The 13,738-nt window shown below is 62.8% G+C and carries 11 protein-coding genes; 4 read left to right on the forward strand and 7 right to left on the reverse strand.

Annotated elements, in window-relative coordinates; all coding sequences use genetic code 11:
* Positions 1-133 precede the first annotated feature (133 nt).
* On the forward strand, positions 134-1,504 hold the full coding sequence (locus tag L6D74_RS01620; RefSeq protein WP_236187539.1) for a CYTH domain-containing protein: 1,371 nt from the start codon (positions 134-136) through the stop codon (positions 1,502-1,504).
* A gap of 85 nt (positions 1,505-1,589) precedes the next feature.
* Here the strand turns inward: L6D74_RS01620 and L6D74_RS01625 are convergent, their stop codons facing one another.
* Positions 1,590-2,060, reverse strand: coding sequence for an Lrp/AsnC family transcriptional regulator (locus tag L6D74_RS01625; RefSeq protein WP_007951785.1), 471 nt, complete (start codon positions 2,058-2,060; stop codon positions 1,590-1,592).
* 126 nt (positions 2,061-2,186) lie between these two features.
* Here L6D74_RS01625 and L6D74_RS01630 point away from each other — a divergent pair, with 126 nt between their 5' ends.
* From L6D74_RS01630 to L6D74_RS01640, 3 genes are all read left to right on the forward strand, one after another.
* Entirely contained in the window at positions 2,187-2,525 is a 339-nt protein-coding gene (locus L6D74_RS01630) for a hypothetical protein (RefSeq protein WP_236187540.1), read from the forward strand.
* 90 nt (positions 2,526-2,615) lie between these two features.
* Positions 2,616-4,400, forward strand: a complete 1,785-nt coding sequence (tfpB, locus tag L6D74_RS01635; protein WP_064379973.1) for a type IV pilus assembly ATPase TfpB — start codon at positions 2,616-2,618, stop codon at positions 4,398-4,400.
* A 69-nt stretch (positions 4,401-4,469) separates the two neighbouring features.
* Positions 4,470-4,787 carry a DUF2388 domain-containing protein gene (locus L6D74_RS01640; protein ID WP_007951791.1) on the forward strand — a complete coding sequence of 106 codons (318 nt, stop codon included), beginning with the start codon at positions 4,470-4,472 and terminating at the stop codon, positions 4,785-4,787.
* A 55-nt stretch (positions 4,788-4,842) separates the two neighbouring features.
* Here L6D74_RS01640 and gcvP read toward each other — a convergent pair whose 3' ends face one another.
* The 6 genes from gcvP to L6D74_RS01670 all read right to left on the reverse strand — a co-directional run bounded on the left by gcvP (position 4,843) and on the right by L6D74_RS01670 (position 13,731).
* Positions 4,843-7,716, reverse strand: a complete 2,874-nt coding sequence (gcvP, locus tag L6D74_RS01645) for an aminomethyl-transferring glycine dehydrogenase (RefSeq protein WP_236187541.1) — start codon at positions 7,714-7,716, stop codon at positions 4,843-4,845.
* Between the two features lie 134 nt (positions 7,717-7,850).
* Positions 7,851-8,234 carry a glycine cleavage system protein GcvH gene (gcvH, locus tag L6D74_RS01650; RefSeq protein WP_011336464.1) on the reverse strand — a complete coding sequence of 128 codons (384 nt, stop codon included), beginning with the start codon at positions 8,232-8,234 and terminating at the stop codon, positions 7,851-7,853.
* A gap of 48 nt (positions 8,235-8,282) precedes the next feature.
* Positions 8,283-9,365 (reverse strand): glycine cleavage system aminomethyltransferase GcvT, encoded by a 1,083-nt coding sequence (gene gcvT, locus L6D74_RS01655; RefSeq protein ID WP_236187542.1) that lies wholly within the window; start codon positions 9,363-9,365, stop codon positions 8,283-8,285.
* 157 nt (positions 9,366-9,522) lie between these two features.
* Entirely contained in the window at positions 9,523-11,139 is a 1,617-nt protein-coding gene (locus L6D74_RS01660; RefSeq protein ID WP_236187543.1) for an ABC transporter permease, read from the reverse strand.
* 262 nt (positions 11,140-11,401) lie between these two features.
* Positions 11,402-12,406 (reverse strand): extracellular solute-binding protein, encoded by a 1,005-nt coding sequence (locus L6D74_RS01665; RefSeq protein WP_236187544.1) that lies wholly within the window; start codon positions 12,404-12,406, stop codon positions 11,402-11,404.
* A gap of 107 nt (positions 12,407-12,513) precedes the next feature.
* Positions 12,514-13,731 carry a 2-octaprenyl-3-methyl-6-methoxy-1,4-benzoquinol hydroxylase gene (locus L6D74_RS01670; protein WP_236187693.1) on the reverse strand — a complete coding sequence of 406 codons (1,218 nt, stop codon included), beginning with the start codon at positions 13,729-13,731 and terminating at the stop codon, positions 12,514-12,516.
* Positions 13,732-13,738 lie beyond the last annotated feature (7 nt).

Consider the following 13,738-nt stretch of genomic DNA (forward strand, 5'->3'; position numbering starts at 1 on the left):
AGGTTCATCATAGAACCATCCGGCGCCGAGAATAAACCGCCGCAAAGCGTAGGAAGGTTCAGTCCTGTACACTGCACGGCCTTGGCAGCCACACATTCCCCCGGCTGCGCTCCCGATCCTGGATTTTCCGGCCATGCAGAAAGAAACCGAAATCAAACTCCGCGTCAGCCGCGAAACCCTCGCCGCCCTGCGCGAGCACCCTCTCCTGAAAAAACGCAACAAAAGTGGCTGGGAACGCCGTGAGTTGATGAATCAGTATTTCGACACGCCCGAGCGTGACCTGGCCCGGGCCAAAGTTGCCCTGCGCCTGCGCAAGGACGGCGAAGACGTGATTCAGACCCTCAAGACCCGTGGCCAGAGCGTCGCCGGCCTGTCCGAGCGTAACGAGTACGACTGGAACCTGCCCAAAGCCAAGCTCGACGTGAAGAAACTCGACGGCGAATGCTGGCCCGAGTCCCTCGCTGAGCTGGACAAGAAAACCCTGAAACCGATCTTCACCACCGATTTCGTCCGCGAGCGCGCCGAAATCGCCTGGGGCCGTGGCAAGACCAAAGTGGTCATCGAAGCCGCGCTGGACCTGGGCCACGTGGTAGTCGGCAAACAGAAAGAAGAAATCTGTGAGCTGGAACTGGAGCTGCGCGAAGGCGAGCCTGCCGCGCTGCTGGAACTGGCCGCCGAACTGGCCGAAACCCTGGCCCTGATGCCGTGCGACATCAGCAAGGCCGAGCGCGGCTATCGCCTGTACGACGCCAACAGCTATTCGCTGAGCCTGCCGGCGCCGGCCATCACCGCCGAAACCCCGCTGGACGACGCTTTCGCCGCCCTGGCCTGGCACCTGCTCGGCAGCAGCCAGCGTCTGGCCGAACAGTATCGCTTCAACGGCCACTGGCGCCTGTTGCAGGACTGGGTCGAGAACCTCGCGGAAATGCGCGCCCTGCTCAGCAGCCTCGGCCAGGCCGCACCGCGTCCGTCGACCCACGACCTGCGCGTGGCGCTGGATGCGCTGCTGGAAGACTGGCGCCCGCTGGTACAGGTCGGCATTGAAGACGAAGACGTACGCAAAGCCGCGCCGGAACAGTTCCTCGAAGAACTGGAAGATCCGCGCTGGGGCCTGTTTTCGCTGAACGCTTCGCGCTGGTTGCTGGCCCGCACCTGGACAGCTGACCGCAACACCCGTGGCAATCGCCAGGGTGCCGCGCAGTTGCAAAGCTGGCTGCCGCGCCTGCTGGGCGAAGAAGCCACTTCGCTGCAATTGCAGCGTTATCAGCAGCAGCCGGAAGATCTGGCCGAGCAACTGCCGCGCATCGAGCGCATCCAGGTCTGGTTGCACCACGCGCGCAACGTGCTGGAAATCCCGGAAATGGATCGACTGTACGGCGAGCTGAACAAACTGGCGCAACTGGCCAACGAGCCGACCATCACCGACGAACTGCTCGATGCACGCAAGCATCAGGCGATTGCGGTTTACCAGAACCGCGCCTGGAAAATGCTGTTGCGTATGTAACATCCCTTTCGCGAGCAGGCTCGCTCCCACAGGGAAATGCATTCCAACTGTGGGAGCGAGCCTGCTAGCGATGAGGCCAGCACATTCAGCGCAGTACCGGCAAACTCGTCGTGGACTTGATCTCCGACAACGCCACAATCGAGTTCACTTCCTGAATCCCCGGCACCAGCGACAGCTTCTCGAAAAAGAACCGCTCATACGCCTCGATGTCAGCCGCGACGATCCGCAACAGAAAATCCACCGCCCCCATCAGCACGTAACACTCCAGCACTTCGGGAAAGCCGCGAATCGCCTCGGTGAACTCAGTGAAGTTCGAACGGCCGTGGGCGTTGAGTTTGATCTCGGCGAAGATCTGCGTGTTCAGGCCGATTTTCTTGCGATCGAGCAGGGTCACCTGGCCGCGAATGATCCCCTCCTCCTTCATCCGCTGAATCCGCCGCCAGCACGGCGATTGCGACAGACCCACCTGTTCGGCGATCTGTGCGCTGGACAAGGAAGCGTCCTCTTGCAGCAGGGCGAGAATGCGCCGGTCGTAGCTGTCCAGCTCGCTGTGCATAAATAATCCTCAAATTCAGCCAAACCCGAATTGATCTACCCGATCAATAACGTAATCGGCTCATCTTAGATAAGAAATGCCCGGCATCGAATGTAAAAATTCCTCCACTGATTCCGGAGACCTGCCATGCCACACCTCGAAGCCGTCAACACCCCTGCGCCCCGTGCCGATGTGTGGAACGGCGGCAACGCCCATTGCCTTGCGCAATACCAGATCCTGGCCGAGGCCGAGCCGGATTTGCTGGTGCGGGTGCTGAACCTGTTCGCCTTGCAGTGCCTCACCCCGGAACAGGTCAATGTCCAGCGCCTCGACGATCTGCTGTCGATCGACATCGTCATGGGTGGCCTGAGCTGGCACCGCGCCCAGGTGATCGCGGAAAAACTTCGTAACCTGATCAGCGTCTGCTCGGTGGACCTGCAAAACCCCGAAGCGGCGTGGGATGCGCCGGCGCAGGCGGCCGGCTGACAAGAACCGAAACGTCTTCGTCGGGTAGTGGCCCAACGGTCGGCGGGGCCACGACTATCCTTTGCGCACTGTCGTTCAAAAGGAGCCCGCATGTCCGTTCAACTCGCCACTCAGGACCGCTGGCTGGATCTCAATGAGGTACTGCGTGAACTGGTCGCCCAAGGCTTCATCTGCCAGGACTCGGCCGAGCAGGCGCTGAATGCCCGGCGTCGGCATGCCGCCCACGGCCAGAAGCACCCGCTGGAATTCATCGCCAGCCAGCAACTGGACGACCTCAGCCGTCCGGGCAAACACCTCGACCTGGAGAGCCTGACCCTGTGGCTGGCGCAGCAGGCCGGCCAGCCGTACCTGCGAATCGATCCGCTGAAGATCAACGTCGCCGCCATCACGCCGCTGATGTCCTATGCCTTTGCCCAGCGCCACAAGATCCTCGCGGTGTCGGTCGACCGCGACGCGGTGACCGTGGCCAGCGCCCAGCCCTATGTCAGCGGCTGGGAGGCGGATCTGACTCACGTCCTGAAACTGCCGATCAAACGGGTGGTGGCCAACCCGGCGGACATTCAGCGTTTCAGCGTCGAATTCTTCCGCCTCGCCAAATCGGTCAGCGGCGCCAGCAATGCCGATGCGCAGGGCGGCAACCTCGGCAACTTCGAACAACTGCTCAACCTCGGCGCCAGCGATCAGGAACCGGACGCCAACGACGCGCACATCGTCAACATCGTCGACTGGCTGTTCCAGTACGCCTTCCAGCAACGGGCCAGCGATATCCACATCGAACCCCGGCGCGAGCAAGGCACGGTGCGTTTTCGCATCGACGGCGTGCTGCACAACGTCTATCAATTCCCGCCGCAGGTGACGATGGCCATCGTCAGCCGCCTGAAAAGCCTTGGCCGGATGAACGTCGCCGAGAAGCGCAAACCTCAGGACGGCCGGGTCAAGACCAAGACTCCGGACGGCGGTGAAGTCGAGTTGCGGCTGTCGACCCTGCCCACCGCGTTCGGCGAAAAAATGGTCATGCGAATCTTCGACCCGGAGGTGCTGCTCAAGGATTTCGATCAACTTGGCTTTTCCGCCGACGACCTGCGGCGCTGGCAGGACATGACCCGCCAGCCCAACGGCATCATCCTGGTCACCGGCCCGACCGGTTCCGGCAAGACCACTACGCTGTACACCACGCTGAAAAAACTGGCGACGCCGGAGGTCAACCTCTGCACCATCGAGGACCCGATCGAGATGGTCGAGCCGGCCTTCAACCAGATGCAGGTCCAGCACAACATCGACCTGACGTTCGCCGCCGGCGTGCGGGCGCTGATGCGGCAAGACCCGGACATCATCATGATCGGCGAGATCCGCGACCTGGAAACCGCCGAAATGGCGATCCAGGCGGCGCTGACCGGGCACCTGGTGCTCTCGACCCTGCACACCAACGACGCGCCGAGCGCCATCAGCCGTCTGCTGGAACTCGGCGTGCCGCATTACCTGATCAAGGCCACCGTGCTTGGCGTGATGGCGCAACGCCTGGTGCGCACCCTGTGTCCGCACTGCAAGGCGCCGCTGACGCTGGACGAAGAAGACTGGCAAACCCTGACCCGGCCGTGGCAGGCGCCGCTGCCGGGCAATGCGCAACGGGCCATCGGTTGCCTGGAGTGTCGCGACACCGGTTATCACGGTCGCGCCGGGGTCTACGAAATCATGCAACTGAGCGACAGCCTCAAGGCCTTGATCAGCCCCGACACCGATCTCACCGCGATCCGTCGCCAGGCCTTCAAGGAAGGCATGCGCAGCCTGCGATTGTCCGGCGCGCAGAAAGTCGCGGCGGGGCTGACAACTCTTGAAGAAGTATTGCGGGTGACACCACAGAGCGAGCAGAAATAGCCTCTCACGGAACCGGATCGGCGTTACGACGATCCAACCCGTTATTCAACACCAGTGGAGTCACCCAACATGCGTCTCAAACTTGCTGTCGCCACCCTCGCCTTGCTGTCCCTCCCTGTTGGTTCAGCGATGGCCGACAGCTTTTGGCGTAACGTCATTTCGTCCGGTGCCACCACCGGCTCGACCTACCTGACCTTCAAGGATCACAAACTGATCGTTGCCGCCCAGGACGACGCGGGCAGCTTCGTCGCCAGCGACGGCGGTATCCGTGGCCCGTACCTGGAAGCGGCGATGCAGAAAGTCCGCGCCGACAACCCGGGCCTGCAGGCAACGGACATGGAACTGGCGAACGCGATTCTGGCGAAGAACGCCGTGGCGTCGGAATAACCTTCCGGACAGACAAAAATGCCGCTCACACGAGCGGCGTTTTTTTGCCCGCTGTTCAGCGGTAATCGTCCACCGGCACGCAAGCGCAGAACAGGTTGCGGTCGCCGTAGACGTTATCCACCCGGTTCACCGCCGGCCAATATTTGTGCGCCTTGGTGTGTGCATCCGGCGTGATGCCCTGCTCGATGCTGTACGGCCGCTCCCACACGCCGGTGATATCGGCCAGGGTATGCGGCGCCCGTTTGAGCGGGTTGTCCTCGGCCGGCCAGTTGCCGTTCTGCACCTCGGTGATTTCTGCACGGATGCTCAGCATCGCGCCGATGAAGCGATCCAGTTCGGCCTTGGACTCGCTTTCGGTCGGCTCGACCATCAAGGTGCCCGGCACCGGGAACGACATGGTCGGTGCATGAAAACCGTAATCCATCAGGCGTTTGGCGACGTCTTCTTCGCTGATGCCGGTCTGCGCTTTCAGCGGCCGCAGATCCAGAATGCATTCGTGGGCGACCCGCTCGTTGCGGCCGGTGTACAGAACGGGGAAAGCACCGGACAGATGCTGCGCCAGATAATTGGCCGCGAGGATCGCCACCTCGCTGGCATCCGCCAGTTGCGGCCCCATCATCGCGATGTACATCCAGCTGATCGGCAGAATGCTCGCACTGCCCCACGGCGCGGCACTGACCGCTCCGTTCTGCGGTTGCGGCCCGTCGATCGGCACCACCGGATGGTTGGCAACGAATGGCGCCAGATGCGCACGCACGCCAATCGGCCCCATGCCCGGCCCGCCTCCGCCGTGGGGAATGCAGAAGGTCTTGTGCAGGTTCATGTGTGACACGTCGGCGCCAATGTCCGCCGGCCGCGCCAACCCGACTTGGGCATTGAGGTTGGCGCCGTCCATGTACACCTGGCCGCCGTGCTGGTGGATAACTTCGCAGATTTCGCTGATGCCTTCCTCGTACACGCCGTGGGTCGACGGATAGGTCGCCATCAGGCACGACAGCTTGGCCCCGGCCTCGGACGCCTTGGCTTTCAAATCCTCCAGATCGACGTTGCCCGCCTCATCGCACTCGACGATCACCACGCGCATCCCGGCCATCTGCGCCGAGGCCGGGTTGGTGCCGTGGGCCGAAGAAGGAATCAGACAGATATCCCGCCCGCCCTGCTGGCGGCTCTCGTGGTATTTGCGGATTGCCAGCAACCCGGCGTACTCGCCCTGGGCGCCGGAGTTGGGCTGCATGCAGATTGCATCGAACCCGGTGATCGCACACAGCCAGCGCTCCAGTTCCTCGATCATCAGCGTGTACCCGACTGCCTGCTCGCGGGGCACGAACGGGTGCAGATTGGCGAATTGCGGCCAGGTGATCGGGATCATTTCGCTGGTGGCGTTGAGTTTCATGGTGCAGGAGCCCAGCGGAATCATCGACTGGTTAAGCGCCAGATCCTTGTTCTCCAGTTGCTTGAGGTAGCGCAGCATCTCGGTTTCGCTGTGGTGGGCGTTGAACACCGGATGACGCAGGTACGGCGTGCTGCGTTGCAGCGTGTCGGGAATGCCGGAGGCCAGCGTTTCGGCGTCGAGATCAGCGACGTTCAACCCGTGATCGGCGCCCAGCAGCACATCGAACAGTCTGGCCACGGTGCTTTCATCACAGGTCTCGTCAAGGCTCAGACCCAGTCGGCCACGACCGAGGATGCGCAGGTTGATCTGCGCGGCCCGGGCGCTTTCGATGATCGCGGTTTGCGCCCCGCCCACGTCCAGCGTGAGGGTGTCGAAGAAGTGTTGGTTGAGGCGCTGGATGCCATGGCGCTCAAGACCGGCGGCGAGAATGCAGGTCAGCCGGTGCACGCGCTGGGCGATTCGTTTCAGTCCTTCCGGGCCGTGATAGACCGCATAGAAACTGGCGATGTTGGCCAACAGGACCTGGGCAGTGCAGATGTTCGAATTGGCTTTCTCCCGACGAATATGCTGCTCGCGGGTTTGCAGGGCCATGCGCAGCGCGACGTTGCCACGGGCATCTTTCGATACGCCGATGATCCGCCCGGGAATCGCTCGTTTGTATTCCTCGCGACTGGCGAAAAACGCCGCGTGCGGCCCGCCGTAACCCATCGGCACGCCAAAGCGCTGGGATGAACCGAACACCACATCGGCACCCAGTTCGCCCGGCGGGGTCAGCAGCAACAGACTCAACAGGTCGGTCGCCACGCAGGCCAGCGCCTGCTGCGCGTGCAGGTGATCGATCAAGGGTCGCAGGTCACGGATCTCGCCGTGGGTGTCGGGGTATTGCAGCAGTGCGCCGAATACCTGGTGCTGCTTCAAGTTATCCACAGCGTCGACGATCAGCTCGAAGCCGAAGCCTTCGGCGCGGGTCTGCACCACGGAAATGGTCTGGGGATGACAGTTTTCGTCGACGAAGAACAGATTGCTCTTCGACTTCGCCACGCGCTTGGCCAGGGCCATGGCTTCCGCGGCGGCGGTGGCTTCATCGAGCAGCGAAGCGTTGGCCAGTTCAAGGCCGGTGAGGTCAATGGTCAGTTGCTGAAAGTTGAGCAACGCTTCGAGCCGGCCCTGAGCGATTTCCGGTTGGTAAGGCGTGTAAGCCGTGTACCAACCGGGATTTTCCAGCACGTTGCGCAGGATGACGGTCGGGGTCAGGGTGCCGTGGTAGCCCATGCCGATCAGGCTGGTCCAGACCTGGTTCTGTTCGGCATAACCACGCAGTTTGGCCAGCGCTGCCTGCTCGTCCAGCGCCGGCGGCAGGTCCAGCTCGCGGTTGAGGCGAATGCCCGGCGGCACGGTCTGTTCGATCAGTTCGACCCGGCTGCCGAGGCCGAGGCTGTCGAGCATCGCCTGTTGCTCGGCGGCATCGGGGCCGAGGTGGCGGCGCAGAAAGGCATGGGGATCGCGTAACTGGCTCAGGGATGGCAACTGGGACATGACGGGCTCTCTCTTGGCTGGCGGCTCAGCGTCAATGCAACACGGTCAAACCAGCATAGCAGCCACCCCGAAGGCCAAAGTCCCGGGCAGAAAAAAGCCCCGACGGGTCGGGGCTTTGGGGGCTAGCGTGCAGCTTATTCGCCGATGGCAGCCTTGTAGGCGGCCGCGTCGAGCAGCTTGTCCAGCTCGGCCTTGTCGCTTGGCTTGAGCTTGAAGATCCACGCGGCGTACGGATCATTGTTCAGTTCTTCCGGCGAACCGGCCAGGTCTTCGTTGACGGCAATCACTTCGCCACCGACCGGGGAGTAGATGTCGGAAGCGGCCTTGACCGACTCGACGACACCGGCGGTATCACCGGCGGCGAACACCTTGCCCACTTCTGCCAGCTCGACAAACACCACATCACCCAACGCTTCCTGGGCGTGATCGCTGATGCCCACAGTGACGGTGCCGTCGGCTTCAAGGCGCGCCCATTCATGACTTTCGGCAAAACGCAGTTCAGCTGGGATGTTGCTCATGCTCGGTGTCCTCAAGAAATTGTCAGCGGTCGTGCCCGCCGGAAAAGGTTAGATCAGGGTTTTGCCATGGCGTACGAAGGTCGGTTTGACCACGCGTACCGGATACCACTTGCCACGGATTTCCACTTCGGCGCGGTCGGCAGTCGCCATCGGTACACGCGCCAGGGCAATCGACTTGCTAAGCGTAGGAGAGAAACTACCACTGGTGATCTCCCCTTCGCCAACATCAGCGATACGAACCACCTGATGGGCCCGCAAAACCCCGCGCTCCTCAAGCACCAGACCGACCAGTTTGTGCTGCACACCAACGGCTTTTTCCGCCTCCAGCGCATCGCGACCGATGAAGCGGCGCGTGGCCGGCTCCCAGGCGATGCTCCAGGCCATGTTCGAGGCCAGTGGCGAAATGTCCTGATGGATGTCCTGACCGTAGAGGTTCATGCCGGCTTCGACCCGCAGCGTGTCGCGAGCGCCGAGACCAATGGGGGAAATGCCGGCGCCCACCAGATCGTTGAAAAATCCGGGGGCCTGATCGGCTGGCAGGGCGATTTCCAGACCGTCCTCACCGGTGTAGCCGGTGCGTGCGATGAACCAGTCGCCGTCGATGTGGCCTTCGAAAGGCTTGAGCATCTGGATCAGGTTAGCGCGGGACTGGCTCACCAGTTCGGCAATCCTGTGCCGGGCATGGGGCCCTTGAATGGCGAGCATCGCCAGCTCGGAGCGTTCGGTAATCTGAACATCGAAGCTGCCCAACTGTGCCTGCATCCAGGCCAGGTCCTGATCGCGGGTGGAGGCATTGACCACCAGACGATAACCGTCTTCGAGGCGGTAGACGATCATGTCGTCGACGATGCCGCCGCGCTCGTTGAGCATGGTGCTGTACAACGCACGGCCGGGGCTGTGCAGGCGTTCGACGTCATTGGCCAGCAAATGCTGGAGCCAGGCCTTGGCCTGGGGGCCGGTGACATCGATCACGGTCATGTGGGAAACATCGAACACTCCGCAATCGCGACGCACCTCGTGGTGTTCCTCGACCTGCGAGCCGTAATGCAGGGGCATGTCCCAACCGCCAAAATCGACCATCTTCGCGCCGAGGGCGAGATGCAGGTCATACAGAGGCGTACGCTGTCCCATGGGTTTCTCCTTCCGGGCGTGGCGAAGGTGCGGAGCGCTGCTGCACGGTTCGGAAAACCCTGTAAAAAAGGGCCTTCAGCCGATTTCAGCGACAGGGTCTGTCAGACGGACCGCACCGAATGCCGCGCATTGTAGCCGCATGATTCAGGACTGACGACTAAGTGTTTCTGTGCGCCGAGCGTCGGATCAAACCGATGACCGGCAACAGACCGACCAATACCAGGGTAAGCGCCGGCAACGACGCCCTCGCCCATTCGCCCTCACTGGTCATTTCGAAGATCCGCACCGCCAGCGTGTCCCAGCCAAACGGGCGCATCAGCAAGGTCGCGGGCATTTCCTTGAGCACATCGACGAACACCAGCAACGCCGCGCTGAGCGTGCCGGGCAGCAGCAACGGCAGATACACTTTGAAAAACAGTCGCGGCCCACTGACACCCAGGCTACGTGCCGCTTCAGGCAAAGAGGGCCGTATACGCGCCAGACTGCTTTCCAGAGGCCCATAGGCCACCGCCACGAAACGCACCAGATACGCCAGCAGCAGCGCCGCCAGACTGCCCAGCAGCAACGGTTTGCCCGCCCCGCCGAGCCAGCCGGACAGCGGAATCACCAGCTCCCGGTCCAGATAACTGAACGCCAGCATGATCGACACCGCCAGCACCGAGCCCGGCAAGGCATAACCGAGATTGGCCAGACCGACTGCGGAGTTGATCGTCCGGGTCGGCGCCAGACGCCGGGCGAAGGCCAGCAACATCGCCACGCTGACCGTGATCAGCGCCGCCATGCCGCCCAAATACAACGTATGGAGAATCAGCCCGGCGTAGCGCTCATCCAGGTCGAAGCGCCCGCGCTGCCAGAACCACACCACCAGTTGCAGCACCGGAATGACAAATGCGCAGGCGAACACCAGACCGCACCAACCGGTCGCCGCCCAGGCCTTGGGCCCGCGCAGGTGATACAGCGCCTTGACCCGTGGCCGCTCGTTACTCGCCCGATTGGCGCCGCGCGCGCGACGTTCGCCGTACAACACCAGCATCACCACCAGCAGCAACAGGCTGGCCAGTTGCGCAGCGCTGGGCAGACTGAAAAAGCCGTACCAGGTCTTGTAGATGGCAGTGGTGAAGGTGTCGAAGTTGAACACCGACACCGCACCGAAATCCGCCAGCGTTTCCATCAGCGCCAGCGCCACACCAGCACCGATGGCCGGCCGCGCCATCGGCAATGCGACACGCCAGAACGCTTTCCACGGTGACTGACCGAGCACTCGCGCCGCTTCCATCAGGCCCTTGCCCTGAGCCAGGAACGCAGTACGCGCCAATAGATAAACGTAGGGATAAAACACCAGCACCAGCACCAGAATCACGCCACCGGTGGAGCGCACTCGCGGCAGGCGCAGGCCGCTGCCGAACCATTCGCGCAGCAGGGTTTGCACGGGGCCTGCGAAGTCCAGCAGTCCGACGAAGACGAATGCCAGCACGTAGGCCGGGATGGCGAACGGCAGCATCAGCGCCCAGTCGAGCCAGCGCCGCCCGGGGAACTCGCAGAGGCTGGTGAGCCAGGCGAGGCTTACGCCGATCAGCGTTACACCGATGCCTACGCCGAGGACCAGCGTCAACGTATTGCCCAGCAGACGCGGCATCTGGGTTTCCCACAGGTGGGACCAGATCTGGTGATCGATGGTTTGCCACGAGAGCAGGAGCACGCTGAGGGGGAGCAGCACCAACGCGGCGATGGCGAAGACGATGGGGTACCAGCGGCGTTGGGCGGGGTGGGCCACTTTGGGGTCTCTGAGGGATTCTGTGGTGTTGTTGAGCTGAGTGTTTCAAGTGGGGATTGCTGCCCTCACCCTAACCCTCTCCCGGAGGGAGAGGGGACTGACCGTGTTGTTCATTCGCTATACATCGACCTGAGATATCGCGTCGAACTCAGGATTCGAATTCGGCGCAAATCGGCTCCCTCTCCCTCCGGGCGGTCCGACGTTTCGGGAGGGCTGGGGTGAGGGCAGCGATCTTAAGCGAACACAGCAACCGGCAACATACTCAGTTCCAACCCGCCCGATCCATCATCCGGATCGCTTCAGCCTGACGCTTGCCCGCCACTTCAACCGGCAGCGTATCTGCCACGAACTGGCCCCACGCCGCCACTTCTTCCGAAGGCTTCACCGCCGGATTCGCCGGGAACTCCTGGTTCACATCGGCAAAGATCTTCTGCGCCTCAGGCGTGGTCATCCACTCGACCAAAGCCTTGGCCGCTTCCGGGTGCGGCGCATGTTTGGTCAGGCCGATGCCCGACAGGTTGACGTGTACGCCACGATCCGCCTGATTCGGCCAGAACAGTTTCACCGGCAGTTCCGGCTTCTGCTTGTGCAGGCGACCGTAGTAGTAGGTGTTGACGATGCCGACGTCGCACTGGCCGGCATTGATCGCTTCCAGCACCGCGACGTCGTCGGAGAACACGTCGGTGGACAGGTTGTTGACCCAGCCCTTGAGGATCTGCTCGGTCTTCTCGGCGCCGTGGACTTCGATCATGGTGGCGGTCAGCGACTGGTTGTAGACCTTCTTCGCCGTGCGCAGGCACAGGCGACCTTCCCAGTTCTTGTCGGCCAATGCTTCGTAGGTGGTCAGTTCGCCCGGTTTCACCCGTTCGGTGGAGTAGGCGATGATCCGCGCGCGCAGGCTCAGGCCGGTCCAGGCGTGGGTGGACGAGCGATATTGCAGGGGAATGTTGGTGTCGATGGCTTTCGAGGTGAACGGCTGGAGAATGCCCATCTGCTCGGCCTGCCAGAGGTTGCCGGCATCGACAGTCAAAAGCAGGTCGGCGGTGGCGTTCTCGCCTTCGGCCTTGATCCGCTGCATCAGCGGCGCTTCCTTGTCGGTGATGAACTTGATCTTCACCCCGGTCTTGGCGGTATAGGCATCGAACACCGGCTTGATCAGCTCATCGATACGCGAGGAGTAGACCACCACCTCGTCGGCGGCCTGGGCGGCGGTGCTGCCGATCAGGGTCAGGGCCAGTGCGGTCAGAACACGCTTGGATGCCAACATGGGAGCGGTCTCTCGGTCGGGAAAAGTGGCCCAAATGATAAGGACTCACATTTACCAGCTCAATCGAACACTTTCCCAAGGAGTTACCAGATGTTGCACAACATTTGTCAGGCCTTGGCCAAGGCCGGCAAGTCGCCGGTCAGACCCAATGCTTCACGCACGAACAACGCCTTGGCCTCAGGCATCTGCTCGACGATTTTCAGTCCGGTGTTGCGCAGCCAGCGCAGCGGCAGCGGATCGGCCTGGAACAGCCGCTCGAAGCCTTCCATCGCCGCCATCAGCGCCAGATTGTGCGGCATGCGCCGGCGTTCGTAGCGGCTCAGGACTTTCACGTCCGCCAGGCGTTCGCCGCGTTCGTTGGCCTGCAACAAGACTTCGGCCAGCACCGCGGCGTCAAGGAAGCCGAGATTCACGCCCTGCCCCGCCAACGGGTGAATGGTGTGCGCGGCATCGCCGATCAGCGCCAGGCCTTCGGCCACGTAGCGTTTGGCGTGGCGTTGACGCAACGGCACACACAGGCGCGGGTCGGCGCTGATGACCTCGCCGAGGCAACCTTCGAACGCGCGCTCCAGCTCGCGGCAGAAATCCGCCTCATCCAGCGCCATCAGCCGTTCGGCTTCGCTCGGCGTGGTCGACCAGACGATCGAGCACCAGTCCTGCTGCCCGCCACGCCCCAGCGGCAGAAACGCCAGCGGCCCGTGATCGGTAAAACGCTGCCACGCGGTCATGCGGTGCGGCTTGCTGCTGCGCACGCTGGTGACGATGGCGTGGTGCAAGTAGTCCCATTCGCGGGTGGCGACGCCGGTCAGACGGCGCACGGCGGAGTTGGCGCCGTCCGCCGCGATCACCAGCGGCGCGCGCAAGGTGCGGCCGTCGGCCAGGGTCAGCAGCCAGTCGTCACCGGACCGGCGCATCTGCTCCAGCCGCGCGTTGGCCAGCAGACCCAGGTCGCAATCATGCAAACGGTCGAGCAAGGCATCCTGGACCACGCGGTTTTCGACAATGTGGCCGAGCACCTCGGCGTGCACGCTGCTGGCCGAGAAGTGAATCTGGCCGGTGCCGCTGCCGTCCCAGACGTGCATGTCGGTGTAAGGGCTGCTGCGTCGGTTGACGATGCCGTCCCACACGCCGAGGCGATCGAGGATCCGCTGGCTGGCCGCCGACAGCGCGCTCACCCGCGGCTCGAACGGCGCATCGCCGTCGAAGGGTTTGACGCTCAACGGGCTGCCGTCGAGCAGCAGGACTTCCAGCCCGCTGCCCTGCAACGCCAGCGCCAGGGCACTGCCGACCATTCCGGCTCCGACAATCAGCACATCCGCGCGCATTTCCATG

The sequence above is a fragment of the Pseudomonas pharyngis genome (genome assembly GCF_021602345.1).
Taxonomy (GTDB): domain Bacteria; phylum Pseudomonadota; class Gammaproteobacteria; order Pseudomonadales; family Pseudomonadaceae; genus Aquipseudomonas; species Aquipseudomonas pharyngis.

Coding starts and splice junctions, on each gene's coding strand:
- L6D74_RS01670 (WP_236187693.1), bottom strand. CDS start 13,731: ATGCGCGCGGATGTGCTGATTGTCGGAGCCGGAATGGTCGGCAGTGCC.
- L6D74_RS01620 (WP_236187539.1), top strand. CDS start 134: ATGCAGAAAGAAACCGAAATCAAACTCCGCGTCAGCCGCGAAACCCTC.
- L6D74_RS01625 (WP_007951785.1), bottom strand. CDS start 2,060: ATGCACAGCGAGCTGGACAGCTACGACCGGCGCATTCTCGCCCTGCTG.
- L6D74_RS01640 (WP_007951791.1), top strand. CDS start 4,470: ATGCGTCTCAAACTTGCTGTCGCCACCCTCGCCTTGCTGTCCCTCCCT.
- L6D74_RS01630 (WP_236187540.1), top strand. CDS start 2,187: ATGCCACACCTCGAAGCCGTCAACACCCCTGCGCCCCGTGCCGATGTG.
- tfpB (WP_064379973.1), top strand. CDS start 2,616: ATGTCCGTTCAACTCGCCACTCAGGACCGCTGGCTGGATCTCAATGAG.
- gcvT (WP_236187542.1), bottom strand. CDS start 9,365: ATGGGACAGCGTACGCCTCTGTATGACCTGCATCTCGCCCTCGGCGCG.
- gcvH (WP_011336464.1), bottom strand. CDS start 8,234: ATGAGCAACATCCCAGCTGAACTGCGTTTTGCCGAAAGTCATGAATGG.
- L6D74_RS01665 (WP_236187544.1), bottom strand. CDS start 12,406: ATGTTGGCATCCAAGCGTGTTCTGACCGCACTGGCCCTGACCCTGATC.
- gcvP (WP_236187541.1), bottom strand. CDS start 7,716: ATGTCCCAGTTGCCATCCCTGAGCCAGTTACGCGATCCCCATGCCTTT.